Raw genomic sequence first — 26,797 nt, forward strand, 5'->3', positions numbered from 1 at the left:
CAAGATCATGCTCAAGCAAACCCCAAGGCCTGAACTAAGCGTTTGGTACAACACGCGCTGTCCCGTCTGCGATGCCGGCATTACCAGGCAAAAGCGGCGACTGATTGAAGCGGTCAGGGCCGGGCGGATCGAATTTCGCGACATCAATCTGGAGCCGGCGGCGCTGGCCGGACACGGTGCTTCGCTGGAAGACATCCGCAGGCGGCTGCACGCCACCGATGCCGATGGCCGCTTGCTGGTCGGCGCCGACGTCGCCATCGCCGTGTGGGCGGCGACGCCCGGCGAGGGCTGGCTGGCCAAGCTCTTCGGCAACCGGCTTGCCTTGCCGCTGACGCGCTTTGGCTATGATCGCTTCGCCGACCTGCTCTATGCCTGGAACCGGCGCAAGGGCCGCTGGTAGCGCGCCGGCTTGAGATCAGGCGGGGTCAATGATGGCTGTGCGGGCGCATCTGGTTGGGGATCACACGCTGAAACAGTCCGCCGGCCTCTATCCATGCCCGTGTCGATTCTTCTGCGTCGTCGATCAGCGCACCGGTGCGGGTGAAATCATAGGGCGAGCCCATCAGCGGGCAGAGCGAGGGCACAATCGCGTAATCGATCCCAGCCGGCATGGTGTCGAGTTCGCGCACCAGTTGCCGGGCGATCAATAGGGTCAAGGCATGCAGGCCGTTGGCAACAGCGCCTTGTGGTGGTGCTTGCAGATTGCAGGCGAAGCCGGTCGGCAGCACGATCAGCCGGTGCGCGCCAAGGCCGATCGCAACGCCAATCGGTGTATTCGAGGTGACGGCGGCGTCGATCAACAGCCGATCGCCGACCTTTACCGGCGCGAACGCCACCGGAATGGCGCTGGAGGCGGCGATCGCATCTGCCGCATTGCCGTGCGACAGCACAACGGCCTCGCCGGAAAACAGGTCGGTGGCGATGATATGGATCGGGATCGGCGCATCCTCCAGGTTGCGGTACGGCAGGTTGCGTTCAATCAGAGTGCGGATACCGTGCGAGGCGGAGAGAAAATCTCGCCGCGCCGCGAAGCCCAGCATTGAGCGCCAGCTCATGGGGAAGACGTCGTTGCGGGTGATGCCACGCCACAGGGTCTCCAGCCGCGCGATGGTCTCCACCGTGCCGGCGGCGGCATAGTAGGCGCCATTGATGGCGCCGACGCTGGAGCCGACGACGAAGTCGGCGGTCATGCCGGCGGCGACCAGCGCCTTCAGCATGCCGACCTGCACGGCGCCGAAACTGCCGCCGCCGGCCAGCACCAGCGCGGTCTTGTTGTCTGTACCTGACGGCATGGCAACCTCCCTGCGAGCCTCGCTTGGGTTTCGTGGGGGATGTCCGGTTTGTTTCGTGCGTGTGCCAGTGTGACAGCACGTGTTCGTGAAGTGGCGCTGGCGCCGCATTCAGATACATCGTAAGATATATCTTGACTCGACGATGGACCGCGCCTAATTAAGATATATCGTAAGATAGAACTCAAGGAGCAATCAATGCACAAAGACAATCATTTCGGGCGCGGTCATTTCGGCGAGCGCATGTTCATGCACATGGCCGGCAAATTCGGTGGCCGCGGCGGTGGCGGCGGTTTCGGGCCGTTCGGGGGCAGGGGCGGCGGACGTGGCGGCCCGGGCGACATGTTCCGCGCTGGCCGCATGCTGGCCGACGGCGACCTCAAGCTGATCACGCTGTCGCTGCTGGCCGAGGCGCCGCGCCACGGCTACGACATCATCAAGGCGCTGGAAGAGCGCACCAGCGGCATCTACAGCCCGAGCCCGGGCGTGGTCTACCCGACGCTGACCTTCCTGGAAGAGGCAGGCTATGCCGTCTCGTCAAGCGAAGGCAACAAGAAGGTGTTTTCCATCACGGAGGCCGGGCAGGCGCATCTTGCCGACAATCGCGAGATGATCGACGGCGTGCTCGACCATCTCGAACGCTTTGGCCGCAAGATGGCCAAGGCGCGCGACTGGTTCGGCTGGAGCGATGATGGCGAGGACCGTCGCGGTGGCCGTGGTGACGCGCGCGACGAGTTTCGCGCGGTGCGTCATCGGTTGCGGGCCGCCCTAAGCGACCTCGTGGACGCTCCCGCCGAGCGGCAGGCAGCGGCGATCAAGGTGCTCGAATCCGCTGCGGAGGCACTGGAAGCGCTGGCGCGCAAGTGATGTGAGGCAGGTCGGGTACCGACCCGGCAAGAACCCACCTTCTGCAAGGCACAAAAAGCCCGGTCGCCCGGGCTTTTTTCGTTTGTTCATGCCAGCATCACTCCTTGCCGACATACTCGCTGATCAGCTTCTCGTTGCGCGCCTTCTCGATCTTGGCGGTGGTCTCGGCGGAGATGCGTTCGTCGGTGCGGTACTTGACAAGGTTCACCAGGCTGCCGGTGAGGAGCAGGATGCCCATGGCCCAGTAGCCCTTGGTCGCCAGGTCGACCGGCGCCAGCCACAGCGACAGGCCGAGCATGAAATAGGCGGCACCGACCGAGGCGGTGTTGAACATGATGTAGGTCTGATTGGCGTTCATTGGAGTTCTCCGTTGGTTCGACGATGTTGGATCTGATGGAAGTCGGGTCTGCGAAGGCTGGTTTTCAGTTGATGGTCCTCAGGCGCTCGAGCACGTCGCTCGCGCGCACCTTCACCGCCGGGCCATGCCCGGCGTCGGCAAGGCGGTCGCGGATCGCTTCGTGACGCAACTCGCCGTCGATCTCGTCGAGAATGCCGGCTTCCTCGAACGGGTCGCTGGCGCCCTTGATGCGGGCCAGAAGCTCCTCGGCGTCGTTGAGGCTCGACGACTGGCCGATCGACCTGAACAGGCGTGATTGCGCCTTGCGCTCGGCATCGATGGCGCGGGCCGAGATCATGCCCTGGTGGAGGTCGATGATGCGGCGATGCGCCCGCTCCACCGAAACGCGCATCCGCAACGTCTTTTCGCCGAGGCTCTGAACGGTGGCGCGGCGGACCTCGCGTACATTTTCCAGTTCGGCGATGGCCGCCGCACCGCTTTCGCCAAGCCCGCTGTTGCCGGCGGCCAGCGCGCTGATGGTTCGGCTTTCCAGATCGGCGTGACGGCGGTCGAGCTGGTCGAGACCGGCCTGCTCTGCCCGCTGACGCAGGATCAGCGTGGCAAGCGTCTGCTTGGCGGCGGCAAGACCCGCCTCGGCGTCGCGGATGCGCTGCGTCAGAAGGTCGATGGCGAAGCGATCCTTGAGGCCGTCCTCGGCCCTTGCGCTGGCGCCGTCGAGCAATGTTCTGATCAGGCTAAGCATGGTTCTTCTCCCTTCGAATTGCGACGTGAACAATGTTCACAACGGCAAAGTAACAGGAAATGAACATTGTTCAAGCTATTTTTTGAACGCTGTTCACAAAACCCTTCATATGGTAAAGAGCGGGAAATCGCGGTTTGAAGAACGCGCCGCACGGGGCATGCGCGGCCACAAGGATCGATATGGCACTGGACAAGGAAGAGACGGGCGAGCGGGTGCTGGCCATTGCCGAGGCACTGCTCAACGCGGGCGGCATGGACAATCTGAAAGCGAGGACCATCGCCGAGCAGGCAGGCATCTCGGTCGGCTCGGTCTACAATTTGTTTTCCGACCTCGACGGGGTGCACCGCGCCGTCAACATGCGGCTGCTCGACCGGCTGGGCGCGGCGGGGGCGGCGGCGATGGCCGATCTTAGCCAGCGCGGCATCACCGATGTGCGCCAGCGCCTGCTGGCGCTGGCCGGCGCCTATGTGCGCTTTGTCGAGGCGCATCCAGGCAGCTGGCCGGCGCTGCTCGCCTTCAACAGGCGTCGCCCGACGCTGACCGAGCCGGATGCCTACGAGGCGCGGCTCGACCAGTTGTTCGAGATCATTGCCAGTGTGCTTGCAGGCGGTGACTTCGACCTTGACGACGACTCGCGCCGGATCGCCGCACGCACGCTGTGGTCGAGCGTGCACGGCATCGTCACCAGCGGCTACGCGGCCAGATCCGTGCGCCGGCAGGCGGACGAGATCGACGAGCAGATCGAGCTGCTGGTCGCCGTCTTTATCAGGGGGCTGGAACGCGGCGGCACATTCGCGCATGCTGGAACGAGAGCGTCGTGAATCGCGAACGGACCGCGGTCTGCAGGACGAACAAGGAGATTTGAGCCATGTCTTTTCTGAAACGTCTTTTCGGCGGTGGCGGCGGCGGTGAAGCGGCCGAGCCCAAAAGTGCCGCGCCCGCCAAGCAGGTCGAGCACAAGGGTTTCCTGATCAGCGCCACGCCCTACAAGAACGATGGCCAGTATCAGACCTGCGGCATCGTCTCCAAGGAGGTCGACGGCGTGATGAAGGAACACAAATTCATCCGCGCCGACCGCTTCGCCGGCCTGGACGACGCCGTCGACATCTCGATCAAGAAGGGCATGCAGCTGGTCGACGAACAGGGCGAGCGGATTTTCGGGTAGGGCCGGCCAGGTCGCGCCTGCATAAACCCAGCTTATCATCATCGGCAATTTTTGAAGACGTTACACCGCCTTCCGCCATCTGTAGCTTCGACGATGCTCCTATGAAAACACTAAGGATTTGGCGGATCTATGCAGACGCATGCGCGGGTGGTGATTGTCGGCGGGGGATGCGTCGGTGCGGGTATCCTGTATGGGCTGGCAAAGCGCGGCTGGACCGACGTTGCGCTGCTCGAACGCACGCAGCTCACGGCCGGCTCGACCTGGCACGCGGCCGGTCTCGTTCCATCCTATGCCCGCAACATCAGTATCGGCCGGATGATCAACAAGACCATCGAGATCTATGAAGGGCTGGAGGCTGAGACGGGGCAGCCGGTCGGCTGGCACAAATGCGGGCAGTTGCGCATCGCCAATTCCAGGGACCGGCTCGACGAATACAAGAGCTATATGAGCGTCGCCTGCGTTCAAGGCATGCGGGCGCATCTGCTGTCGCCGGCGGAAGTAAGGGCGCTGTGCCCGCTTCTCGACAATAAGCAGATGCTGGGCGCGCTCTATCATCCCGATGACGGCCATATCGCGCCGGCCGATGTGACCCATGCGATGGCCAAAGGCGCGCGGGACCTTGGAAGCAAGGTCTATCTCAATACCGAGGTCACGGGCTTTCAGCGGACCGCCGGCGGTGAATGGCGGGTGCAGACCAACAAGGGCGACATCATCTGCGAGCACGTGATCTGCGCGACCGGCAATTACGCGCGCCAGACCGGCGCGCTGCTCGGCCTCGACATTCCCGCCATTCCGATCCTGCACCAGTACTGGATCACCGAACCGGTGCCGGAGATCGTCGAGCGCAAGAAGCAGGGGCGGGCGGAAATGCCGATCCTGCGCGACGAGGGTTTTGAGGGCTATCTGCGCGAGGAGGGCGACGGCTTCATGTTCGGGCCTTACGAGCGCACCGAACACCTCAAGCTGTTCGCCGAGGACGGCGTTCCCGCCTGGTTCGGCGCCGACCTCGTCGAAGAGGATTTCGAGGCGGTGTCGTGGAACTGGGAGCAGGCAACGCAACTTGTGCCGTCATTGGGACGCGCCGGCATCAAGGCCAATGTGCGCGGCCCCTTCCAGATGACTGCGGACGAGCTTCCCCTGATGGGACCGGCCTGGGGCCTGCCCAATGTGTGGCTGGCCGAGGGCGTGCCGGGCGGCATATTGTGGGGCGGCACGATCGGCTATTACCTGTCGGAGCGGATCGTCGAAGGCCGCAACAGCCTCGATACCTCCGATCTCGACCCGCGCCGTTTCGGCGACTACGCCAACAAGGCCTGGACGCGCGAAAAGGTCCGCGAGGCCTGGGGCACGCATGCGGAGCAGAAATATCCGGGACAGGACATGCCTGCCGCCCGCCCGCAGAAGACCGCGCCGTCCTATAACAGGCTGAGCGAGCTGGGTGCCGTCTGGGGCGTGCTCAATGGCTGGGAGATGCCCAACTGGTTCGCGCCCAGGGGTGTCGAGGCCAAGGACCAATATAGCTGGCGCTGGACCGCCAAGGGCGTGTTCGTCGGCGAGGAAGTGCAGGCCGTGCGCAACGCCGTCGGCCTGGTCGAGATGACGCCGATGACCAAGTTCGAGGTCTCGGGGCCAGGCGCCGCCGCCTGGCTCGACAGGATTCTCGCCAACCGGCTGCCGGCGGCCGGCCGGGCGGTGCTGGCGCATCATCTCACTGTCGGCGGCGGCGTGCAGGCCGAATATATGGTGGCGCGGCTTGGCGAAGACAGCTTCTATCTCATCTCGACGCCACGCGCCGAGCGCTGGAATTTCGACGATCTCTCAAAACTGCTCCCCACCGACGGCAGCGTCCGCCTGAGCAACGTCACCAACGAGCGCGGCTGTTTCACCGTCGTCGGGCCGAACGCGCGCGAGGTTTTGCAGCCGCTGACCGAGATCGACCTATCCAACGCCGCCTTTCCCTGGTTCGGCGTGAAGACCGGCAACGTGGCGCTTGCCAGCGATGTGCGGCTACTGCGGGTGAACTATGAAGGCGAGCTCGGCTGGGAGCTTTATCATCCCATAGCCTACCAGCGGCAATTGCTCGACGCGATCCTGAAAGAGGGCGAGAAGCACGGCATGCGGCTGGTCGGCTTGCATGCGCTGGAATCGCTGCGGCTGGAAAAATCCTACCGCGCCATGTACCGCGACATGAACCCCGAACTCAACGCGCTGGAGAGCGGCCTCGAACGCTTCATCCGCCTCGACAAGGGCGATTTCATCGGCCGCGACGCGGTCCTGAAATACAAGGACAAGAACGACCAGCGCCGCTCGGTGACGCTCAGAATAGAAACCGACGGCGCCAGCACGCTCGCTTGCGAGGGGCTCTATATCGATGGCCAGCTGGTCGGGCGCATCACGTCGGGCGGCTATGGCTACACGCTTGGGCACGACATTGCGCTGGCGCTGTTACCCGAACGGCTGAGCAAGCCGGGTACGAAGCTGGACGTGGCGATCCTGGGGGAGTGGAAGGTCGCCGAGGTGGTCGCGGATTCGCCTTATGATCCGAGCTCGGCCAGGGCGCGGGTGTAAGGGGGCGAAGATGTCCGGCAGAGGTTTGGACCGAGCATCGGCCGGACCTCGACATCTCCAAGCATGAAGCGACGGGACCCAAATTCATTCATCCGCGCCGACCGCTCGACGACACCTCGATCGGGTAGAGCGAACTGGTCGAAGCGACGACAATCTGCGTTTCGCCAAAGTGCTCGTTCGCAGCGAGTTTCTCGGATGACGTCAATGGGGCCGGAAGCGGAACGTCCGATTCTGGCCTCGAAGACAGGGAAGCAGACCTGCCGCTGCCGGACCCATAGTGGCCCTTCGGGAAATCTGGTTGCTGGACGGTTCGAGTCTGGAGCTGCTACCGGTGCAACCAACCTCGCCACCTCATTGCATCCCTATTGAATTGGAATGCCTTGACCTCGAAGTACCCTACCCACGTGCATGAGTAAGAGGTTCGATTGCTCGTGATGGGCACCACGGACAAGTTGACACCGTTCATTGAGACGCGTTCGCACGGAAGTGCATCCCTGGAACATCCGCGAGCATAGCGCGATCGTCGAAGTATTGGTTGGTCAGCTGCGCCGCCTGGAGCTGAAGAAGCCGTACGCTGAGTGGCAACAGTGCCGCGCCGATTCGGTTTCGAACGCAAAGCACGGCGAACATCATCCTCTCGCGTCCTGCACGAAGGCCGCGACGGCCGCGCGCAATCAAATCACGCGCTGGAAAACATGGCCCGGCCGCCGGCGGCACGCCCCCAAATTGTGAGTTTTCTGTGGCAAGAACCGAAACGGACTGCTATGGCCGATATGGGCATGCCTGCGTGGCAGGATTGGGTTTCGGGCTGGGGGCGGGCGATACTCTTCGCCGATGCAATGATTTCAAAAATGCTTTCGATGTTTGGCCTTATTTTGGCAGCCCGCAACCGTGCAAGATACGGTCATGCGTCGCTCGCATGGCTTCTTGTGGTGGTCTTTCAACTGGCTCTCGTATCGCCTTCCTTTGCGATATCTGCCGGCTGCAGCGATATCAACACGACGTGGGGTGGTGGGCTCTCGGTCTCGTCTGGCAATAGCCAATATCTGACATACAGCCTCTTGGCCGGTGAGAAGATCACCTATTCCGCCACGACGTCGGGAGATACGAATGCGCCCTCCGACCCTTTCAACGGTTCCGGGTTTGCGCTTTACGGGGACAATGGGAACACCGTCATTCTCGAGCAGTACGGGGCAGCAGGCGCCGAACTCAATCTCAGTGGCAACTATGTTCTTCCTGCGAACGATACCCAGTTCATCGTCTATATCTGGAGCAATCCACCTGGGTCGTCCCAGGCGACAGTGACCTGCTCGGCCCAGCCGACCGTGACGGCGATCTCGCCGACATCCGGGTCTTTGGGCGGCGGCAACTCGGTCGTGATCACGGGCACGAACTTCACCGGCACCACGGGCGCCGGTGGCGTGAAGTTCGGCTCTACGAACGCAGCGAGCTACACCGTCAATTCCGACGCCCAGATCACCGCGGTCGCGCCGACTGGTTCGGCGGGCACCGTCAATGTAACAGTCACGACCACGGGCGGCACCTCGGCCACATCGGCCGCCGACCAGTACACCTACGTCGCGGGGCCAACCGTCACCTCGATCTCGCCGACAGCGGGACCGCAGGGGGGCGGCACGACCGTGATCATCACCGGCAGCAATCTGTCGGGTGCGACGGCGGTGACGTTTGGCGCAACCGCTGCGACAGGCTTCACGGTCGATTCCGCAACCCAGATCACCGCAACGTCGCCATCCGGCATCGGCACGATCGACGTCAAGGTGACGACGGCAGGTGGTACCTCGGCCACATCAGCCGCCGACCAGTTCACTTATGTCGGAGCTCCAACCGTCAGCTCGATCTCACCAACGTCGGGACCCGGCACCGGTGGCACCACGGTGACCATCACCGGCACCAACTTCTCGGGAGCGACGGCCGTCACCTTCGGGGCGACGGCCGCGACGGGCTTCACCGTCGTGTCAGCGACCACAATCACCGCGACGTCGCCTTCCGGCACCGGCACGGTCGACGTCAGGGTGACCTCCGTCGGCGGAACCTCGGCAACATCGGCAGCCGACCAGTTCACTTATATCCCATCCCCGACCGTCACCTCGATTTCACCGACCGCTGGCCCGACGGCCGGTGGCACCACCGTGACCATCACTGGCACCAACTTCACGGGTGTAACGGCGGTCACCTTCGGCGCCTCGGCCGCGAGCTTCACCTTCAACTCCGCCACCTCGATCACCGCGACGGCACCTTCCGGCACTGGCACGGTCGATGTCAGGGTCACCACCACGGGCGGCACCTCGGCGACTTCGGCCGCCGACCAGTACACCTACGTCGCGGGGCCAACCGTCACCTCGATCTCGCCGACGTCGGGGCCACAGACAGGCGGCACGACCGTGATCATCACTGGTTCGGGCTTCTCGGGAGCCACGGTGGTGACCTTCGGCGGTACGGCCGCCACCAGCTTCACCGTCAATTCCGCGACCTCGATCTCCGCGGTCGCACCGGCCGGGAGCGGCACCGTGGATATCCAGGTGACCACGGTCGGCGGCACCTCGACGACTTCGGCCGCCGATCAATTCACCTATGCCGCGGCTCCAACCGTGGCGGCAGTGGCGCCGACGGCGGGTCCGGTTGCGGGCGGCACCTCGGTGGCAATCACCGGCACCGGGTTCACGGCAGCGACGGCCGTGACGTTCGGGGTGACGGCGGCAACGAGCTATACAGTCAATTCCGCGACGTCCATCACCGCAGTCTCCCCTGCCGGCGCCGGGACCGTCGATATCAGGGTGACCAATCCAGGCGGGACCTCCGCTACGTCGGCGGCTGACCAGTTCACCTATACGGCAGCGCCGACGGTGACGACGATCTCGCCGGCCTCGGGACCGGCGCCCGGCGGCACCACCGTGACCATCGCCGGCAGCGGCTTCACCGGTGCTACAGGGGTGACCTTCGGCGCTACGGCCGCTACCAGCTTCACGGTCAATTCAGCAACATCGATCACAGCGACAGCGCCAGCCGGCACGGGTGTCGTCGACATCACAGTGACGACCGTGGGCGGAACATCCGCGACCACTGCCGCCGATCAGTTCAGCTATCTTGGCGCCCCGGTTGTCACATCGATCTCTCCAACGACAGGTCCAGCGGTGGGAGGCACCTCGGTGACCATCACCGGATCAGATTTCGCGGGAACGGCTGGCGCCGGCGCCGTCCGGTTCGGTGCGGCGAACGCTGCCAGTTACACGGTCAATTCGGCGAACTCGATCACGGCGGTCTCGCCACCCGGCACGGGCACGGTGGATATCGTCGTCACCACCAATTCGCAGACGTCCGCCGTCACGTCCGGCGATCGCTTCACCTATCAATCGGCGACGACGCAGACCACGCTGGCGTCCTCACAAAATCCGAGTCAGTTTGGACAACCCGTGACATTCACCGCAACTGTCGCCGCGACGGGTGGAACGCCCGCGGGCACTGTCACATTCGCCGACGGAGGCCTGACGATCGGATCCGCTACCTTGTCGGGCGGCCTAGCGACCTTCAGCACCTCGACTCTTGCGATAGGCAGCCACACGATCACGGCCAGCTACGGCGGGAGCACGACGTTTGCGCCGAGTACTTCCCCGTCACTCGCGCAGACGGTCGACGTGCCGATCGACAGCGTACGGCTGCGGGCGCTTCAGATCAACGTCACCAAGGTGGTGGCGCAAGCCTCGGGCCAGGCGATATCAGGCGCAATCGATGACGCGATCGCCGACAGCTTCAACGAAGACGCTGCCTTCATGACGCCAGGCAATGGGCACATACGCTTCAATTTCTTCGCCGACCCATCCGATGATGTTCAGGCCGGGCCAACGGCAAGCGCGCCTGGAATCGCCAGCAGCGCTTTCGGCGCTGACGGACGCGGTAACGCGTTCGCAGAGGCCCCAGGCAGCGGCTCGCGGGTCGAAGACGCCTTTGCCGCGATCAATCAGCAGATGCCAGAGAAGGCGCCTCCGAAATTTGAACAGACGAAGCAATGGCTGCTCTGGGCCGACGTTCGCACCTCGGGCATCGACCGCTGGAACACGACGAACAACAATGGCCTGCCGCAGACCTCGGAGTCATCGCTCTACGGTCAGCAGGTCAATGCGTTGATGGGCCTCACCTACAAGCCAAGGCCCAACCTTGCGATCGGCGTGGTCGGCGGCTGGGAGACCTTCAGCTACACGGACCAGGACATCGACGGGAAGCTGAAGGGCGACGGCTGGACCGCGGGCGCCTATCTGGGCTGGAAGATCCTGCCGACACTGCGTTACGATGCGGCCGTCACCTACTCTGGCATCGGATACAATGGCGTTGCCGGCATCGCGCAGGGCAATTTCACTGGCGAGCGCTGGATGCTTTCGAGCGGCCTGACCGGTAGCTACAAGACTGCCGGCTTCCTCATCGAGCCATCCGCGAAGGTCTACGCGCTGTGGGAGCATGAAAATGGCTATGTCGACTCTCTCGGCACCCAACAAGGCAGCTATGACTTCATGACCGGGCGGGCCTCGGGTGGCGTGAAGGCTGCGTACCCGTTGCCATGGGCGGATAGCGGCATCGTGCTGACGCCGTTCGCCGGGCTCTACGGCGACTATTACTTCAATACGGAGGATAGCGGCGCGATCCTCGGCGCAGACGGCCTCCCGCAGGCATCGACAACCCGGCTGCAAGGATGGTCGGCGCGCGCGACCGGCGGTCTCGCCGCCCGCTTCCCCGGCGGAGCCGGTGTCGCGATCGGCGGAGAATTAGGCGGACTTGGCAGCAACACGAAGACCTGGACGCTGAGCGCGAAAGCACAGGTGCCATTCTAACGCCTTCGGCGATCGATGACGGATCGGGTGGCGCTGCTGCTAAAGGCGGAATAGAACCATCGGGCTTTGCCCTTCGGTTTAGGCCGAGAGTCACTCATGGTCGCGGTTCCTGCCGACCATTTCGTGCAACGCTTTGCCGAACGCCGTGTACGCGGGTTCACGAAGTCGCAACTTGTGCCCGCCCCCGCCCATTCCGGCGCTAGAGCAAGACAGCGCGAGTGTCCGCTCTGCCGATGTCTATGATCACCGCCGAACGTCTGAGCTGAGGCGCAAAGCGGCCGTTCGCTCTGGGTGACGTATGGCGCTTTTGGGCCAAAAAACCAGCTATCTCGGCTGGCCGCTGCACGGCAGAGGCGCCGCGCTGTTAGGCGGGACAGCGAAAGATTTTCGATCAGCGCCGCCCCGTTACCCCCCGCCATTCCTGCCCGACTTCGCCAGTTCCTGTTCCAGGTCCACAAGTTCCTTCCCACCCGCCATCAAATTGAGCAGCTGGTCGCGGTTGATTTCGCCCTTGGCGTAGGTGCCGGTGCTCCTGCCGCGCTTCAGGAGGGTGAAGCGGTCGCCGACGACGTAGGCGTGGTGGACGTTGTGGGAGATGAAGATGACGCCGATGCCGCGCGCCTTGGACTGGACGATGAGCTTCAGCACCACGGATGCCTGGTGGACGCCGAGCGCCGATGTCGGCTCGTCGAGGATCAGCACCTTGGCGCCGAAATAGACGGCGCGCGCGATGGCCAGGCATTGCCGCTCGCCGCCCGACAGCGTGCCGACCGGCTGTTCGGGATCGCGCAGCTGGATGCCCATCGCCGACATCTCGTCATAGGCGGTGCGGTTGGCGAAATCGGCGTCGAACTGGCTGATCGGCCCGAACTTGCGCATCGGCTCGCGGCCGAGGAAGAAGTTCCGCGCCACGCTCATCAGCGGCACCAGCGCCAAATCCTGGTAAACGGTGGCGATGCCGCTGTCGCGGGTGTCGGCGGGCGAGGCGAAGCGTACCGGCTTGCCCTGAACGCGGATCTCGCCCTCGTCGGGCGTGTAGACGCCCGACAGCGTCTTGATCAGCGTCGACTTGCCGGCTCCATTGTCGCCGAGCAGGCAGTGCACCTCGCCGGGACAGACGTCGAAGGACACGTCCTTCAGGGCGACGACCGAGCCGAAATATTTGCTGACCGATTTCAGTTCGACATAGGGCTCGGCCATCACCGGCTCCTCATCGCGCGGTTGCGCACATAGGAGTTGAACAGCACCGCGATGACCATCATGGCGCCCATGAACAGCTTGAACCAGTCGGTGTCGATGCCGGTGTAGAAGATGCCCATCTGGACGACGCCGAAGATCAGGGCGCCGAACATGGCGCCGACGGCCGAGCCGTAGCCGCCTGTCAGCAGCGTGCCGCCGATGACGACGGCGATGATGGCCTCGAATTCCTTCTGCGTGCCCCGCAGCGTGTCGGCCGAACCGGTGACCAGCACCTGGATCGCCGCGAACAGGGCAGCCGCGAGTGCGGTCATGACGAACAGCGTGATCTTGGTGCGCGCCACCGGCACGCCGAGATTGCGCGCGGCATTGGCTTCGCCGCCGGCGGCGAAGATCCAGTTGCCGAAGCGGCTGCGCGTCAACAGCCAGGTGCAGGCCAATGTCAGCACGATCCACCAGACGATCGACACCGGAATGCCCGAGATCGACGGCAGGCCGTCGGCCCGCTTGCCGATCAAGCCGATATCGGCCAGCCAGGCGATGAGGCCGGAAAGCACCTGTCCCGAAAACAGGCTGTTGAGCGGATCGTGCAAGGCCAGTTCATGCACGCCCGACACCTGGGTCCGCCCCGATATGCCGCGCGTCAGGCCAAGGGTCAGGCCGCGCAGCATGAACAGGCTGCCGAGCGTGACGATGAAGGAGGGCAGGCCGGTCCTGACGACGGCGAGCCCGTTGAGCGCGCCGATGCCACCGCAGACGGCAAAGGTGAACAGCAGCGAAAGCCAGATCGGCCAGCCCCAGAACACTGCGGGGATGGCGATCAGGATGCCGGCAAAGCCGATCATCGAGCCGACCGACAGATCGAACTCGCCGGCGATCATCAACAGCGCCACGGGGGCGGCGAGAATGCCAAGCTGGGCCGAGACTTCGAGGAAGTTGATGATACCCTTGGCACTGAACAGTCCTGAGCTTCCCGCCGTGACGGCGAAGAACACGAAGACCAGCACGGTGCCGGCGGCCGCGCCAAGCTCAGGCCTGGCGAGCAGGCGGCTGAGGCGTGAGACGGACCGGACCCGCTCGTCGCGAATCTCTGAAACCATGGCTACGTAACCCTCACATGGAGCCGTTCATCGTTTCACGGAAACGCCGAACCGCTCCATCTCCTTGCCTTGACGCAATTCCCTGGGGAAAGCGCTGCTCGGTTTCCCCGGGAAAACCGCTCACACTTTTCCTGGAATTGCTTTGTGAAGCGGCCGGGGGCGGGCCCCGGCCGCCAATGTTATCGCTTGCCGAGTTTCGACAGCTCGATAACCGAGGCGGCAGTGTCCTTGGTGACGAAGCCGGGGCCGGTCGGATAGTCGGCAATCGGCATGATCTTGTATTTCTTCCAGAGGTCGAACATGGCGACCGGGATGTAGCCCATGGCATACTGCTGGGCATCGATGCCCCATTCCATCTTGCCGGCGACGACGGCCTGCAGGATCGTCGGCGAAAGATCGAACGTGCCGGTCTTCACCTTGCCCGCGAGGCCCAGCTCATCGAGGGCGGCCAGCGTCGGCTCGGCACCGCTGGCGCCGACGGCGAGAATGAACTGTGTATCGGCATGAGCGGTCATGTAGGCGATCACGCGGTTCTTCATTTCAGTCGGGTCGATGACGCCGTTCATCACCGGAACGTCGACGCCCATGCCCTTGGCAAAGCCGGCGCAGCGGTCGTCGAGGCTTGAATTGCCGACCTCATGGTTGGCGCAGACCGCCTTGGTGAGGCCGAGCGCCTTGATGCGCTCGCCGGCCATGACGCCCGCCTGGAATTCATCCTGCCCCATGAACAGCAGGCCGCCAAGGTCATGGGTCAGTTTCGAGCCGCCGGAATCGATGACTATGACCGGGATGCCGGCCGCGACCGCGTTCTTGACCGACGCCGAAAGGGCGGCCGTGTCGGGGATCGAGACAACCATGCCATCGGGCTTAGAGGCCGTGATGGCGTCTATCATCTGCGCCATCTTGGCCATGTCGAAGGTTTCGGGCGCCAGATATTCCGCCTTGACGCCGAGCGTCTTGGCGGCATCGTCCATGCCGTTCTTGACCACCGACCAATACGGGTCGCCGCTCTGGCCATGGGTGACGAACACCACACGCGTCTCGTCGGCGGCCGCAAGGGTCGTGGCCGCCGCCATCATCGTGAAGCCGGCCAGCAGGCCGAGCGCAGGCTTTATTAATTTCGCAAGCGAAAACATAGAACCTCCTGTTTGTTTTCCGCCGCCGCAGTTACGGTTGGCGGTCCAGTTGCCCCTTTATTCCAGTCTTATTCCTCAGCACTGGTTCCCTGGAGGCCGCAAACGGCCCCGATCATTCGATGACGTCAAATCCGGCTTGTCTCGCCATGCGAGACAGGTTCTGGAAGCCCATTGTCGCATAAGTCAGCGGGTTGGCCTTGTTGGGATCCTGCTCTGCCTCGACGACCAGCCAGCCGCTGTAACCATTGTCGGCCAGCACGCGCAAAATGGCGGGATAGTCGATGAAGCCGTCGCCGGGGACGGTGAAGATCCCCTCCATGACCGCTCCCATGAAACTCATGTCCTCGGCGCGGGCACGCTCGAGCACGGGTTTGCGGGCGTCCTTGCAATGCACATGCACGACGCGCTTGACCTGCGCCTTGATGAGCGCCAGCGGGTCGCCGCCGGAAAATATCGAATGGCCGGTGTCGTAGAGCAGGCCGACCGCCTCGCCGGTGTGGCGCATCAACAGGCCGACCTCGGCATCGGTCTCGACGATGGTCCCCATGTGATGATGGAATGCCATGCGCACGCCGAAATCAGCCATCCTCTCGGCCAGCGCCGTCAGCTTGCGGCCATAGGCCGGCCATTCTTCCGGGCCGAGCGCGGGGCGCTGCGAGATCGGTCCCCAGATGGCGTTGTGGCGGCCGCGCGATGTGTCGGCATAGACGACATGGGTCGAGCCCATATCCTTCAAGAGCTGGAGATGCGGCGTGATCGCATCCATCTCCGCGCCGACATCCTTCTCGTCGCAACGGCCATCATACCAGCCGGAAATCACGGCAAGGCCGTAGCGGTCCATGATCGGCTTCAGTTCGGCCGAGCGGCGCGGAAACTTGCCGCCGAGCTCGGTGCCGGCATAGCCGGCCTGCCTGGTTTCGCTTAGACAGACCTCGAGCGGCGTGTCGCCGCCGAGTTCCGGCACGTCGTCATTGGTCCAGGTGATCGGATTGATGCCGATGCGAACCGTCACGGGCGAACTCCTGATTGCTTCGGCTGGGCAAGGTGGTGGCGGGCCAGCCCCGCCAGCAGGGTCATGTCGCGGCGGGCATGCTCGGCGGTGTTGCGCACCGGCGCCCCTTCGACGATCGCCGACCAGAAACCTTTCAGCTCCTCGACGAAGGCTTCTTCGTAGCCGCTGCGGATGTCGCGGCTGGAGAGCGTGTGGCCGTCGCCGGTGTGGACGGTCAGCCGCGTCGGCTGATGGTTGAGATAGGGCGAGGGGAATTCCAGCTCGAGCGAGGCGTCGTCGAAATAGAGCGTGATGCGCTCGCGGTAATCCGGCAGCCTGGGAATGGCGACATGCGCCATGGTCCACAATGCCTGCCCGCCGAGCAGCCGGACAGTGCCCTGGCCGCCTTCGCCCTTGGCGAAGAGCGAGGCGCCGACAATGTCGCCATCGGCGACGCCGAGCGCGTCCAGCAAGCCATGGACGGCGTTGACGTCGTGGACGATCGACGAAGCATAGGGGCCGACAAAGCCGCGAAAGGCGTCGGGGTCGTCGATGCCGGGCACCGCGCGGTCCACCTGCTCGCGCTGTTTGGCTTCGGTCGACGCAATCAACCCCGCCGCGACATCGTCACCCCGGCAAGTGGAGGCGTGCCGGATGAAGGGCCAGGCGTCGGGATCGTTGACCTCGACCGAAACGTAGCGAAGCGTGCGCGCCGTGCCGGGCAGCATGTTCAGCGCCGCCTCGTAGCTCGGGTCGAAACGCTTCATGTAGCCGACCTGGAGCACCTTTCCGGCGCGATCCCTGGCAGCGATCAGTTCATCGATGTCGGCTGCGCTGTAGCAAAGTGGCTTTTCGCAGAAGACATGCAGCCCCCTGGCGAAAGCGGCAAGGCTTTGCTCGCGGTGCAGCGCATCCGGCGAGGCGATGACCACGGCGTCAAGCGGCATGGCGAGAAGCGCGTCGAGATCGGAGAAAGTCTCGAGGCCGAATTCCTCGCCGACAAAGCCGCGGACTTTTGGCGACGGATCATAGACGCCAAGGATCTTGAACTGCCGGGAGAGCTTGAGCAGGTTCGGAATGTGCTCGACCTGGGCGACGCCGCCCGCACCGATCACTCCTACCCTTATGCACCGCATCGGCCAGCCCCATCTAAACCCATACGCTTTTTTCTTGAGCCTAGGACGGCTTTGGTTCCATTGTTAGAACCAGATTCCATTGATTTTTGGGAACCAGATGAAGAGCAGTTTTCCCGTCGACGGCATCGCTTTGGATCGTGGCAGTCCCGCCAACCTGCACCGGCAGCTTTATGTCCAGCTGCGCGGCCTGATCGAACGGCGCGTGCTGCCGAGCGGCCACGCATTGCCCTCGACACGGGTCATGGCGCGGGACCTGAATGTCGGCCGCAACACGGTGATCGCCGCCTGCGACCAGCTGGCGCTGGAGGGCTATCTGGCGATACGCCCGCGCAGGCCTTCCGTGGTGATGGATCTGCCGACCCGTTCGACCGCGGCGGTGCATGTGTCGGTCGAGGACGCCAATCCGCTGTCGCGGCGCGGGCAGACCATGCTTGCGCAACCCTATCATCATGGCCGGCCGGGCATGCTTGCCTTCCATCCCGGCATGCCGGACCCGGACAATTTTCCGTTCAACACCTGGTCGAAACTGCTCAGCCGCCGCGCCAAATTCGCGCATATCGATCTTTTCGGGACCTATCACGTCAAGGGCTATCCACCGCTCTGCGAGGCCATAGCGCGCTATCTCACCGCCTCGCGCGGCGTGAAATGCACGCCAGAGCAGATCGTCGTCACCAATGGCGCGCAGTCGGCCTTCGACCTGTTGGCCCGGCTGCTGATCGATGACGGCGACACGGTGTGGATGGAGGAGCCAGGCTATTATGGCGCCGGTTCGGCCTTTGTCTCGGCCGGGGCGAGGCTGGCGCCGCTGCGCGTCAGCAATGCCGGCTGGACCCTAGATCCGCCGCCGGTCGTTCCGCGCATGATTTTCGTGACGCCCTCCTGCCACCATCCGCTCGGCATAACCATGCCGATGGAACAGCGGCTCAATCTCCTGCACATGGCCGAGAGCTGGCGCTCGTGGATCATCGAGGACGACTATGACGGCGAGTACCGTTTTCAAGGACAGCCCATTCCGGCGCTGCAGGGCATCGGCGCGTCGGACCGCGTGGTCTATGTCGGTACCTTCGCCAAGATCCTTTTCCCGGCCATGCGCCTCGGTTTCCTGGTGGCGCCCAAGGCGATCGACCACACGATCGTCTCGGCGCTGAGCGTCAGCGGCCAGTTCGCGCCCTTGCTGACCCAGGCGGCGCTCGCGGACTTCATGAACGAGGGGCATTTCACCCGCCATCTGAGGCGCATGCGGCGGCTCTATGCGGAGAGACGGCAGTTCTTCCTGGAAAGCGCGCAAAGGCATCTCGGAGAATGGCTGGATTTCCACACGACCGAATCCGGCATCCAGGTCGTCGGCATTTTCCGCGAGCGATGCAGCGACAGGGCGGTTGCCGAAGCGGCGTTCCAGCAGGGCATCAACGTTTCGGCGCTGTCGATCCAGTACCGCCACGGCACGGAGCAGAATGGCCTCGTCATGGGCTTCGCGGCGGCCGATGCGCCGACAACCGAAAAGACGATGCAGAAGTTTCGCGCCGTGCTGCAAAGCCATTTTTCGCGAGCCGAATAATCCCGCCTAGGACAGACGAGCGGTACTAGGCCGGACTTGCAATCCGCTCCCGGCAACGCACCTCGTCGATGGGTCTGCCCAGCGCGGCAAAGCGCGTGGCCGCTTCCTCGAACGCCGCCACGGCACGGGTTTCGCTGCGCTCGGCCCGGCGCTGGACGCCGCGGGCTTCCCAGACGGCCGCCACCCATGGGCCGCCGTTCCACATGCCGGCCACCCGTTCGGCCTCGTCGAGCCGCCGGTTGACCTGTTCGGTTTCGCCCGCTTCGGCAAGGGCAACCGCCGCGGCGGTGCGGAAGGTCATCGAGCAAGGCTGGCAATTGCAACCCGCCGACAGCATGCGGTCCCCCTCGCGGATCGTCTCGGCGATCCTTTCCCGCGTCGAGGCGGCGCGCACCTCGAGCCCCTTCAGGCTGATCAGCAGGTGCGGCGCGAGCCAGGAGGACTGGGCAAGTGTCGTGGCGCGGCGGATCAGCCGTCCCGCCTGCCATTTCTGGCGGCGGGCAAGCGCGAGTTCCGTCAAGCGCTGGAGCGCGAGCACGCGGCCGGCGACGGCTCCCACCTGAGCATAGAGTCTTTCGGCTTCGGTCAGCATGCGCTCGGCCTCGGCCAACTGGCCGGAGAACAGCGCTGCTTCCCCCAGCACGAGCGAGGCAAGGCCACGCCCGGCAACCGAGCCGGCGCCCTCGGCCACCGAAAGGAGTTCCCGCGCCGACGCGGCGATGTCGTGATGGCCCTTGGCGCTGCAGAGGCAGAATTCGGCCAGGCATAGATGCCCGTCGAAAACATTGGAGACAAAGGCCGGCTTGGACCGCACCCATTCGATGAATTCCGCGCGGAACAATTCTCGCCACTGGCCCTGCATGTGGGCCACCAGGCCGATCAGGGCGCTTGCCTCACCAACCTCGCGGGCCAATCCCGCATCCATCGCCAGTTCGCGTGTTTCCCTGCCGACCTGGCCGGCCTTGGCGAAGTCGCCGCTCTGCAGGTGCAACAGGCCCCAGGCCAGCGAGGCACGGATGCGGTCGCTCAAGCCGACCGGGTCGACAGAGGGCACGGCCAGCGCTTTTTCGTAGAGCTTCACGGTCTCCACGCCTGGGCCGACCCCGAGATCGATACGGAGAGAATTGCTCAGCTGATTGAACAGCCGGATCGCCTCGGCCCGGTTGCCGGCGTCGAGTGCCGCCTGCATCAGGGCGCACTGCGCCTGCTCGTCGGCCGGGTCCATCGCAATCAGGCGCTGCCAGAGCTTGCCCGCCCGCAGCACGGCGGCATGGCGCTGCCGCAGGGCCTGCCGGGGCGTATCGAACCAGTCGACATAGGGGTCGTCCGGCAGCAGGTCTCCCGTGTAGAGATCAGCGGCCGTTTCGCAGTCGGCGATATCCTCGCCGCGCAAGGCAAGTCTGGCGGCCGCCTCGAACGTCTCGACGTCGATTTCGAGGTCGGCGACAGGGCCAAGGGTGATAATCTCGGCCGTTTGTTCGATCAGTTCATGGGCGCCGAGCGCGCGTCGGGCAAAGTGGATGGCCTTGCGCAGGTTCGCGCCCGCGGCCTCGGGATCAAGATCGGGCCAGAACGCCTCCATCACCTGTTCGCGGTGCACGCGGTGCGAGTGGTTGACGGCGAGCAGCTTCACCAATGCGGCGCCCCGGTCCCGGCGCCATGCCGCTGCCGGAACGACCTGATCGTCAACACTGACGCTGAAGCCGCCAAGCAGTTGAATTCGAACGCGCAATAGGAGGCCCTTTCAGCATGCCCGGTTGCCGCATGTGCTCCAAAGCCTGCCGTCACAAGCGTCTGCGCGGCGGGGAACGCTGGCGGAACATAGGTTGCCTAGTCTGCACCCGTAGTCAATTCCAACTATCTCCCACAGGAGGATCAAATGTCTCTTCGTATCGCCGACACCGCCCCCGATTTCGCCGCCGAGACCACCCAGGGCCCGATCAACTTTCACGACTGGCTGGGCACGTCCTGGGGCATCCTGTTTTCCCACCCCAAGGACTTCACCCCGGTCTGCACGACGGAACTCGGCTACATGGCCAAGTTGAAACCCGAGTTCGACAAGCGTGGCGTCAAGATCATCGGGCTCTCCGTCGACCCCGTCGACCGTCATGCCGGATGGGCAAGCGACATCGCCGAAACCCAGGGCCATGCCCCGAACTTCCCGATGATCGGCGACCCGATGCTTGCCGTCGCCAAGCTCTACGACATGCTGCCGGCCACGGCCGGCGACAGCGCCGAGGGACGCACGGCCGCCGACAACCAGACGGTGCGCCATGTCTACGTCATCGGACCTGACAAGAAAATCAAGCTGATGATCGCCTATCCGATGACCACCGGCCGGAACTTCGACGAGATTCTGCGCGTCGTCGACTCCATGCAGCTGACGGCCAGACATCGCGTTGCCACTCCGGTGAACTGGCAGCAGGGCGACGACGTGATCATCGCGGGTTCGGTTTCGAACGATGAAGCCAAGGTACTCTATCCCGACGGCTGGAAGCAGCCGAAGCCGTACATCCGCATCGTCCCGCAGCCTCATGGCAATGCCTGAGTCTTTGCTCGAGGCACCAGGCAACAGGAGACTACAGATGAAAACCCGCATCCTTATCCTAGGCGCCGGATTTGGTGGCCTCGAACTCAGCACGTCCTTGTCCGAGGCCCTGGGTGACAGCATCGCTGTCACCCTCATCGACAAGTCGGATGCCTTCGTGTTCGGCTACGCCAAGCTCGACGTGATGTTCGGCCGGTCGACGGAAAATGCCGTGCGGCTGCCTTACGCGGACTTTGCCAAGGTCGGCGTGACGATGAAGCGCGAGACCGTCACCGCCATCGACCCGGAACGCCGGCGCGTGACCACCGACAAGGGCGTGCACGAGGCCGACATTCTGGTGCTCGCGCTTGGCGCCGATTACGACGTCTCGGCAACGCCGGGCATCACGCTTGGTCGCAACGAGTTCTACTCCGTTCCGGGCGCCGCCCACATGGCGAAACTGTTGCCCGGTTTTATCCACGGCGATGCCGTGATCGGCGTCTGCGGCGCACCCTACAAATGCCCGCCCGCGCCCAGCGAATGCGCCCTGATGCTGCATGACTATTTGACCGAAAAAGGCGTGCGGGGCGATTGCCGGATCACCTATGTCAACCCGATGTCCAGCCCGGTGCCGCCATCTCCCGAAACGTCCAAGGCGCTTCTGGCGGCCTTCGCCGAACGCGGCATCACCTTCATACCCAGCACCCGCGTGGTTTCCGTGGACGAAGGGCGCAAGGTGGTTACGCTCGACAATGGCGGCGAACTGCCGTGCGATCTGTTCCTGGGCGTGCCGCGGAACCGGGCTCCCGATGTCGTCGTCGCGGCAGGGCTGACCGAAGGCGGCTGGGTGACCATCGATCCGCGCACGCTGGAAACCCGCTTTATCGGCGTCTATGCGCTCGGAGACCTCGCCAATACCGGGGCGCCGAAGGCGGGTGTCTTCGCCGAGGGGGCGGCGCGCACCGTCGCGGCCAACCTGATAGCCAGGCTCCGCGGCGAGGAGCAGACGGCCAGGAACCCAGGAGCGGGATCCTGCTATATCGAGTTCGGGGCCAACAGGATCGCCAGGGTGGATGTGGATTTCTTTTCCGGCCCCAAACCCACCGGCGCCTTCTACGAGCCGTCGGAGGCCCTCCGGGTCGACAAGGCGAATTTCGGCTCCAGCCGCAAGGCCCGCTGGTTCGGGCGCTGATATCGACCGGCGGTCGCCGGCGAGCCGGCGACCATCCGTCCGCTGTCACGCCGGCTGCAACGCCCTTTCCGGCAGCGGCGGGAAGGCGATCGCGATGCCGGCGGCACCGAGCCCAATAAGGGCCGAGCCGATGAACAGCCAGTGGTAGCTGGCATAGGCATCGAAGATCATGCCGCCGGCGAGCGGGCCGAGCGCCATGCCGAGGCTGGACAGCATAGTGGCGGCGCCGAAGACGGTACCGAGGATGCGTTGGCCGAAATATTCGCGCGCCAGCACCGCGTAGAGCGGCATGACGCCGCCATAGGTGGCGCCGAAAATGACGGCCAGCATATAGAACTGATCGAGCTGGCTGACGGAGAGATAGGCGGCAATGACGATCGCCTGGATGGCGAGACCCGCGACCAGCACCGGCTTGACGCCGAGCCGGTCGGCAAGCACGCCGTAGAGAAGCCTGCCGCCCAGACCGGCGAGACCCTCGACGCTGTAGATGGTGACCGCCGCCATGGGCGCGACGCCGCACAGCATGGCATAGCTCACCATGTGGAAGATCGGTCCGGAATGCGCCGCGCAGCAGGCGAAGAAGGTCAACCCCAGCACGATGAATTGCGGCGAGCGCAGCGCCTGGGCCACGCTCATGCCCGCACCCTCGGCGACAGGCGTAGAGGCCGCATCGGCCATGGTGGGTTTTGGCGGCTGGCGGACCAGAAGCACCGCCGGCAACAGCAGCACCCAGGCCATGATGCCGATGTCGAACATGGCGGTGCGCCATTCATAGGCCGAGATCAGCCAGCGGGCGAAGGGCGAGATCGTCATCGGGGCGACGCCCATGCCGGCCGAGACCAGCGAAACGGCAAGGCCGCGGTTGGTGTCGAACCAGGCCGTGGTCAGCGCGATCATCGGCGCGAAGAAGGCGCTGGCGGCAAGCCCGACAAGCACGCCATAGCTGATCTGGAAGGTCAGTAGCGAGCCGGCTCGGCTCGCCACCACCAGCGCCAGCCCAAGCAGTGCTGCGCCGATCGCCACGACGATGCGGGCACCAAAACGGTCGGACAGGGCGCCCCAGGCGAAGCCGCCAAGGCCCATCACCAGGAAGTTGAGCGTCATGGCGCTCGAAATGCCGGCGCGCGACCACTGCGTGTCGAGCGCCATCGGTTCGAGAAAGATCGCCAGCGAAAACATCGTGCCGATGGCGACACAGGACATCAGCGCGCCTGCCGCGACGATGATCCAACGATAGGAAAGGTTCATCTTTCTTCTCCCAGCCAGAGGGCAGCGCTACGCGCTGCTTGCGTCCGAAGGACGCCGGCATCGAGACCGATCCTACAATCCGGTTGCATTTTTTATCCAGTCTGTTCCGGCGCTGTTGCGATCGTCTCAGATCGGCAGTTCCGAGGTATATTTGATGGTCCAGCTGGGAACGTCGGTCTTGACGTTCTGGACGCCCTTGATGCGGCTCAGATGCTCCGACTGGAAGCGGCGGTAGTCGTCGATGCTGGCCGCCACCACTCGCACCATGGCGTCGCAATCACCCAGCATCAGGTAGCATTCCATGACCTGCGGCAGCTTGGCAACTTCGGTGGCGAAGTGCCCGATCGTGTCCTCGTCCTGCGTCTTAAGCCAGATGCGGGTGAAGAAGGTGAGGCCCTTGCCGATGCTGGCCGGGTTGAGCACGGCGACATAACGGTCGATGACGCCGGCTTCTTCCAAAAGCTTGACGCGGCGCAGGCAAGGCGAGGGCGACAGGCCGACCTCGTTGGCCAGATCGTTGTTGGCCATGCGGCCGTCGCGCTGCAGCGCCCGCAGGATGCGCCTGTCGATGTCATCGAGCTTCATGGCGTGGAATTCCATTTATTCCGTCAATCGTGACATAGAATGCTAAAATAATGGCAAATACAACAATCTTCGCAACCAAATTGCCGGGCCAACTTTATATGGTTGCGCCAACGTCATCACCATCCGGCCCTTAACCGGGCGCGGTTTCCGCGAGATTGGTCTGTGGAAAATCATGAGCGTTTCTGAAGCAACATCATCCGACACGATTGACGGCGGATCGACCTCGGAGTTCCGGCGCGGGGTTGTGTCGTGCGTGCCGGTCCTGCTCGGCACGATCCCCTATGCGCTGGTGCTGGGCGCGCAGGCGACACAGAAAGGCCTCAGCGCCGTCGAGCTGTCTCTTATGACCGGATTGAATTTCGCCGGCGGTTCGGAATTCGCGGCCATCCAACTCTGGACATCGCCGCCGCACATCGTGCTGATCGTCGCCATCACCTTCCTGGTCAATAGCCGTCACTTCCTGATGGGAGCAGCCTTGGCGCCATTCCTGGGGCATTTGCCGCCGCGCAAGGTGTTTCCGGCGCTGTTCTTCCTGTGCGACGAAAGCTGGGCGCTCGGCTTGGCCGACGCCAAACAGCGTGCCGACGCCGGCATCGCCCCAGCCTTCAGCCTGCGCTACTACATGGGCGCGGCACTGGCGATGTACCTGGCCTGGGTGGGCTTCACCACGCTCGGCGCCTTGCTTGGCCCGATGCTCGGCGATGTCCAGCATTATGGTTTCGACATGGCGTTCCCGGCCGTGTTCCTGGTGCTGATGCGCGGCATGTGGAAAGGCGTGGCGGCGGCGCGGCCCTGGCTGGTCAGCCTGGTCGTCGCCGCCCTAGTCTATCTCGTCGTTCCCGGCGCCTGGTATGTCGCGGCGGGTGCGGTGTCGGGGCTCGCTGCCGCCTGGCTGATGGCGGGTGACGCATGATCGACATGGCAACCCTTCTCACCATCGTGCTGATGGCCGGCGTCACCTATCTCACGCGGATCGGCGGTTATGTCGTGCTGCGCAACCGTGTGCTCAGCGCGCGTGCCACAGCGGTGATGGAGGCGGCACCCGGCTGCGTACTGATCTCGGTCATCGCAACGGCCTTCGTGTCGCGCAATCCGGCCGATCTCCTGGCGCTGGCGATCACCTTTATCGCGGCGACACGATTGTCCATGCTGCCGACCGTGCTGATCGGGGTCGCATCGGCGGGCCTGCTCAGGCATGTCCTGGGCTAGCTGCGACAATAGGCGGACGCCGGCTTTCTAGTGGAACTTGGACGTGATGCGCCGACCCTCGGTGTTGAACAAATGGAGTTGGGTCAGGTCCGGCGCCAGGAAAACGCGCTGACCCGGCATTACCGCAATCCGCTCGCGCAACAGCGCGCCCAGCGTGTTGTCACCGGCCTTGGCCATGACCAGGGTTTCCGAGCCGGTCGGCTCGACCACTTCGACCACCGCCGGCACGCCGCTGTCGGCGAGCCTGAGATGTTCGGGCCGGATGCCCCAGGCAGAAGCGCATTCGCCCTGTTCCAGCACCGGCAGCGGAAACACCGTGCCGTCGCCGGCGGTGAAACCGTCAGCCGTGGTGCGGCCGCGCAGGATGTTCATCGACGGCGAGCCGATGAACTGGGCGACGAACAGATTGGCCGGCCGGTCGTATAGGTCGAGCGGGGCGCCGACCTGTTCGACGATGCCGCCATTCATGACGACGATCTTGTCGGCCATGGTCATGGCTTCGACCTGGTCATGGGTGACGTAGACGATGGTGGTTCCGAGCCGCTGGTGCAGCGCCTTGATTTCGGTGCGCATCTGCACGCGCAGCTTGGCGTCGAGGTTTGAGAGCGGCTCGTCGAACAGAAAGACCTTGGGATCGCGCACGATGGCGCGGCCCATGGCGACGCGCTGGCGCTGGCCGCCGGACAACTGGCGCGGATAGCGGTCCAGCAGATCCTTTAGCCCGAGGATCGTCGCGGCACGCATGATCTTGGCGTCGATCTCGCTTTTGTCGGTCTTCTTCAGCGTCAGCGCGAAAGCCATGTTCTCGCGCACGGTCATATGCGGGTAGAGCGCATAGTTCTGGAACACCATGGCGATGTCGCGCGATTTCGGCGCGACGTCGTTGATGACCTTGCCTTCGAGCGCGATCTCGCCGGCGCTGATGTCTTCCAACCCGGCGATCATCCTGAGCAAGGTCGACTTGCCGCAACCGGACGGGCCGACCAGGATGACGAATTCACCCGAGGCGATGTCGACCGATACGCCGTGGATGACCCTGGCCTTGCCGTAAGCCTTCTCGACGCCGGATATGGTGACCGCACTCATTT

At 64.2% G+C, this 26,797-nt stretch carries 24 protein-coding genes; 12 read left to right on the plus strand and 12 right to left on the minus strand.

The window, feature by feature from the left end:
* Positions 1–7: 7 nt before the first annotated feature.
* Positions 8–400 carry a thiol-disulfide oxidoreductase DCC family protein gene (locus A3AU_RS0122075; protein WP_027054807.1) on the plus strand — a complete coding sequence of 131 codons (393 nt, stop codon included), beginning with the start codon at positions 8–10 and terminating at the stop codon, positions 398–400.
* A 25-nt stretch (positions 401–425) separates the two neighbouring features.
* Here the strand turns inward: A3AU_RS0122075 and A3AU_RS0122080 are convergent, their stop codons facing one another.
* Positions 426–1,292: a patatin-like phospholipase family protein gene (locus A3AU_RS0122080; RefSeq protein ID WP_027054808.1), complete on the minus strand. Its 867-nt coding sequence runs from the start codon at positions 1,290–1,292 to the stop codon at positions 426–428.
* Positions 1,293–1,487: 195 nt separating this feature from the next.
* On the opposite strand from A3AU_RS0122080, the gene A3AU_RS0122085 reads away from it, so the two are divergent.
* Entirely contained in the window at positions 1,488–2,156 is a 669-nt protein-coding gene (locus tag A3AU_RS0122085) for a PadR family transcriptional regulator (RefSeq protein ID WP_027054809.1), read from the plus strand.
* 97 nt (positions 2,157–2,253) lie between these two features.
* Here A3AU_RS0122085 and A3AU_RS0122090 read toward each other — a convergent pair whose 3' ends face one another.
* Both A3AU_RS0122090 and A3AU_RS0122095 read right to left on the minus strand, forming a co-directional pair.
* Entirely contained in the window at positions 2,254–2,514 is a 261-nt protein-coding gene (locus A3AU_RS0122090; RefSeq protein ID WP_027054810.1) for a YiaA/YiaB family inner membrane protein, read from the minus strand.
* Positions 2,515–2,578: 64 nt separating this feature from the next.
* Complete coding sequence (locus tag A3AU_RS0122095) at positions 2,579–3,256, minus strand: PspA/IM30 family protein (protein ID WP_027054811.1); 678 nt, start codon at positions 3,254–3,256, stop codon at positions 2,579–2,581.
* A gap of 179 nt (positions 3,257–3,435) precedes the next feature.
* Between A3AU_RS0122095 and A3AU_RS0122100 the strand changes: the two genes are divergently transcribed.
* The 5 genes from A3AU_RS0122100 to A3AU_RS01000000135860 all read left to right on the plus strand — a co-directional run bounded on the left by A3AU_RS0122100 (position 3,436) and on the right by A3AU_RS01000000135860 (position 11,830).
* Positions 3,436–4,077 carry a TetR/AcrR family transcriptional regulator gene (locus tag A3AU_RS0122100; protein ID WP_027054812.1) on the plus strand — a complete coding sequence of 214 codons (642 nt, stop codon included), beginning with the start codon at positions 3,436–3,438 and terminating at the stop codon, positions 4,075–4,077.
* A gap of 47 nt (positions 4,078–4,124) precedes the next feature.
* Entirely contained in the window at positions 4,125–4,421 is a 297-nt protein-coding gene (locus tag A3AU_RS0122105; RefSeq protein ID WP_027054813.1) for an HlyU family transcriptional regulator, read from the plus strand.
* A gap of 129 nt (positions 4,422–4,550) precedes the next feature.
* The gene (locus A3AU_RS0122110) at positions 4,551–6,989 is read left to right on the plus strand and encodes a GcvT family protein (RefSeq protein WP_027054814.1); all 2,439 of its coding nucleotides are present in this window, start codon (positions 4,551–4,553) and stop codon (positions 6,987–6,989) included.
* Between the two features lie 465 nt (positions 6,990–7,454).
* Positions 7,455–7,721, plus strand: coding sequence for a hypothetical protein (locus A3AU_RS1000000139035; protein WP_154674635.1), 267 nt, complete (start codon positions 7,455–7,457; stop codon positions 7,719–7,721).
* A gap of 329 nt (positions 7,722–8,050) precedes the next feature.
* Positions 8,051–11,830, plus strand: coding sequence for an IPT/TIG domain-containing protein (locus A3AU_RS01000000135860; RefSeq protein WP_245235547.1), 3,780 nt, complete (start codon positions 8,051–8,053; stop codon positions 11,828–11,830).
* 405 nt (positions 11,831–12,235) lie between these two features.
* Here A3AU_RS01000000135860 and A3AU_RS0122125 read toward each other — a convergent pair whose 3' ends face one another.
* The 5 genes from A3AU_RS0122125 to A3AU_RS0122145 form a co-directional block, all read right to left on the minus strand.
* On the minus strand, positions 12,236–13,030 hold the full coding sequence (locus A3AU_RS0122125; RefSeq protein ID WP_027054815.1) for an ATP-binding cassette domain-containing protein: 795 nt from the start codon (positions 13,028–13,030) through the stop codon (positions 12,236–12,238).
* Positions 13,030–14,127 carry an ABC transporter permease gene (locus A3AU_RS0122130; protein ID WP_027054816.1) on the minus strand — a complete coding sequence of 366 codons (1,098 nt, stop codon included), beginning with the start codon at positions 14,125–14,127 and terminating at the stop codon, positions 13,030–13,032. Before A3AU_RS0122130 ends, A3AU_RS0122125 begins: the two co-directional genes overlap by 1 nt.
* 179 nt (positions 14,128–14,306) lie before the next feature.
* A complete protein-coding gene (locus tag A3AU_RS0122135) occupies positions 14,307–15,263 on the minus strand; it encodes a rhizopine catabolism ABC transporter substrate-binding protein (protein WP_051355435.1) in 957 nt (318 codons plus the stop codon).
* Positions 15,264–15,375: 112 nt separating this feature from the next.
* Positions 15,376–16,275 carry a myo-inosose-2 dehydratase gene (gene iolE, locus A3AU_RS0122140; protein ID WP_027054818.1) on the minus strand — a complete coding sequence of 300 codons (900 nt, stop codon included), beginning with the start codon at positions 16,273–16,275 and terminating at the stop codon, positions 15,376–15,378.
* Entirely contained in the window at positions 16,272–17,390 is a 1,119-nt protein-coding gene (locus A3AU_RS0122145) for a Gfo/Idh/MocA family protein (RefSeq protein WP_027054819.1), read from the minus strand. Before A3AU_RS0122145 ends, iolE begins: the two co-directional genes overlap by 4 nt.
* A gap of 97 nt (positions 17,391–17,487) precedes the next feature.
* On the opposite strand from A3AU_RS0122145, the gene mocR reads away from it, so the two are divergent.
* On the plus strand, positions 17,488–18,948 hold the full coding sequence (gene mocR / locus A3AU_RS0122150) for a rhizopine catabolism transcriptional regulator MocR (protein WP_027054820.1): 1,461 nt from the start codon (positions 17,488–17,490) through the stop codon (positions 18,946–18,948).
* Positions 18,949–18,973: 25 nt separating this feature from the next.
* Here mocR and A3AU_RS0122155 read toward each other — a convergent pair whose 3' ends face one another.
* On the minus strand, positions 18,974–20,680 hold the full coding sequence (locus A3AU_RS0122155; RefSeq protein WP_027054821.1) for an AfsR/SARP family transcriptional regulator: 1,707 nt from the start codon (positions 20,678–20,680) through the stop codon (positions 18,974–18,976).
* 147 nt (positions 20,681–20,827) lie between these two features.
* Between A3AU_RS0122155 and A3AU_RS0122160 the strand changes: the two genes are divergently transcribed.
* Both A3AU_RS0122160 and A3AU_RS0122165 read left to right on the plus strand, forming a co-directional pair.
* Entirely contained in the window at positions 20,828–21,496 is a 669-nt protein-coding gene (locus tag A3AU_RS0122160) for a peroxiredoxin (protein ID WP_027054822.1), read from the plus strand.
* Between the two features lie 37 nt (positions 21,497–21,533).
* Positions 21,534–22,667: an NAD(P)/FAD-dependent oxidoreductase gene (locus A3AU_RS0122165; RefSeq protein ID WP_027054823.1), complete on the plus strand. Its 1,134-nt coding sequence runs from the start codon at positions 21,534–21,536 to the stop codon at positions 22,665–22,667.
* A gap of 45 nt (positions 22,668–22,712) precedes the next feature.
* Here the strand turns inward: A3AU_RS0122165 and A3AU_RS0122170 are convergent, their stop codons facing one another.
* Positions 22,713–23,915 carry an MFS transporter gene (locus A3AU_RS0122170; protein ID WP_027054824.1) on the minus strand — a complete coding sequence of 401 codons (1,203 nt, stop codon included), beginning with the start codon at positions 23,913–23,915 and terminating at the stop codon, positions 22,713–22,715.
* A 126-nt stretch (positions 23,916–24,041) separates the two neighbouring features.
* On the minus strand, positions 24,042–24,500 hold the full coding sequence (locus tag A3AU_RS0122175; protein ID WP_027054825.1) for an Lrp/AsnC family transcriptional regulator: 459 nt from the start codon (positions 24,498–24,500) through the stop codon (positions 24,042–24,044).
* Between the two features lie 172 nt (positions 24,501–24,672).
* Between A3AU_RS0122175 and A3AU_RS0122180 the strand changes: the two genes are divergently transcribed.
* Both A3AU_RS0122180 and A3AU_RS0122185 read left to right on the plus strand, forming a co-directional pair.
* Entirely contained in the window at positions 24,673–25,413 is a 741-nt protein-coding gene (locus A3AU_RS0122180; protein ID WP_027054826.1) for an AzlC family ABC transporter permease, read from the plus strand.
* Entirely contained in the window at positions 25,410–25,709 is a 300-nt protein-coding gene (locus tag A3AU_RS0122185; RefSeq protein WP_027054827.1) for an AzlD family protein, read from the plus strand. The genes A3AU_RS0122180 and A3AU_RS0122185 overlap by 4 nt, the downstream gene beginning before the upstream one ends.
* Before the next feature lie 27 nt (positions 25,710–25,736).
* On the opposite strand, the gene A3AU_RS0122190 is transcribed toward A3AU_RS0122185, so the two are convergent.
* Positions 25,737–26,795 carry an ABC transporter ATP-binding protein gene (locus tag A3AU_RS0122190; RefSeq protein WP_027054828.1) on the minus strand — a complete coding sequence of 353 codons (1,059 nt, stop codon included), beginning with the start codon at positions 26,793–26,795 and terminating at the stop codon, positions 25,737–25,739.
* Positions 26,796–26,797: the final 2 nt, after the last annotated feature.

The sequence above is a fragment of the Mesorhizobium erdmanii USDA 3471 genome (assembly GCF_000472705.1).
GTDB classification, from domain to species: domain Bacteria; phylum Pseudomonadota; class Alphaproteobacteria; order Rhizobiales; family Rhizobiaceae; genus Mesorhizobium; species Mesorhizobium erdmanii.

What these genes read in the sequence shown, in the direction of transcription:
- A3AU_RS0122075 (WP_027054807.1), top strand. Translation starts at nt 8, where the DNA reads ATGCTCAAGCAAACCCCAAGGCCTGAACTAAGCGTTTGGTACAACACG.
- A3AU_RS0122080 (WP_027054808.1), bottom strand. Translation starts at nt 1,292, where the DNA reads ATGCCGTCAGGTACAGACAACAAGACCGCGCTGGTGCTGGCCGGCGGC.
- A3AU_RS0122085 (WP_027054809.1), top strand. Translation starts at nt 1,488, where the DNA reads ATGCACAAAGACAATCATTTCGGGCGCGGTCATTTCGGCGAGCGCATG.
- A3AU_RS0122090 (WP_027054810.1), bottom strand. Translation starts at nt 2,514, where the DNA reads ATGAACGCCAATCAGACCTACATCATGTTCAACACCGCCTCGGTCGGT.
- A3AU_RS0122095 (WP_027054811.1), bottom strand. Translation starts at nt 3,256, where the DNA reads ATGCTTAGCCTGATCAGAACATTGCTCGACGGCGCCAGCGCAAGGGCC.
- A3AU_RS0122100 (WP_027054812.1), top strand. Translation starts at nt 3,436, where the DNA reads ATGGCACTGGACAAGGAAGAGACGGGCGAGCGGGTGCTGGCCATTGCC.
- A3AU_RS0122105 (WP_027054813.1), top strand. Translation starts at nt 4,125, where the DNA reads ATGTCTTTTCTGAAACGTCTTTTCGGCGGTGGCGGCGGCGGTGAAGCG.
- A3AU_RS0122110 (WP_027054814.1), top strand. Translation starts at nt 4,551, where the DNA reads ATGCAGACGCATGCGCGGGTGGTGATTGTCGGCGGGGGATGCGTCGGT.
- A3AU_RS0122125 (WP_027054815.1), bottom strand. Translation starts at nt 13,030, where the DNA reads ATGGCCGAGCCCTATGTCGAACTGAAATCGGTCAGCAAATATTTCGGC.
- A3AU_RS0122130 (WP_027054816.1), bottom strand. Translation starts at nt 14,127, where the DNA reads ATGGTTTCAGAGATTCGCGACGAGCGGGTCCGGTCCGTCTCACGCCTC.
- A3AU_RS0122135 (WP_051355435.1), bottom strand. Translation starts at nt 15,263, where the DNA reads ATGTTTTCGCTTGCGAAATTAATAAAGCCTGCGCTCGGCCTGCTGGCC.
- A3AU_RS0122145 (WP_027054819.1), bottom strand. Translation starts at nt 17,390, where the DNA reads ATGCGGTGCATAAGGGTAGGAGTGATCGGTGCGGGCGGCGTCGCCCAG.
- mocR (WP_027054820.1), top strand. Translation starts at nt 17,488, where the DNA reads ATGAAGAGCAGTTTTCCCGTCGACGGCATCGCTTTGGATCGTGGCAGT.
- A3AU_RS0122160 (WP_027054822.1), top strand. Translation starts at nt 20,828, where the DNA reads ATGTCTCTTCGTATCGCCGACACCGCCCCCGATTTCGCCGCCGAGACC.
- A3AU_RS0122165 (WP_027054823.1), top strand. Translation starts at nt 21,534, where the DNA reads ATGAAAACCCGCATCCTTATCCTAGGCGCCGGATTTGGTGGCCTCGAA.
- A3AU_RS0122170 (WP_027054824.1), bottom strand. Translation starts at nt 23,915, where the DNA reads ATGAACCTTTCCTATCGTTGGATCATCGTCGCGGCAGGCGCGCTGATG.
- A3AU_RS0122175 (WP_027054825.1), bottom strand. Translation starts at nt 24,500, where the DNA reads ATGAAGCTCGATGACATCGACAGGCGCATCCTGCGGGCGCTGCAGCGC.
- A3AU_RS0122180 (WP_027054826.1), top strand. Translation starts at nt 24,673, where the DNA reads ATGAGCGTTTCTGAAGCAACATCATCCGACACGATTGACGGCGGATCG.
- A3AU_RS0122185 (WP_027054827.1), top strand. Translation starts at nt 25,410, where the DNA reads ATGATCGACATGGCAACCCTTCTCACCATCGTGCTGATGGCCGGCGTC.
- A3AU_RS0122190 (WP_027054828.1), bottom strand. Translation starts at nt 26,795, where the DNA reads ATGAGTGCGGTCACCATATCCGGCGTCGAGAAGGCTTACGGCAAGGCC.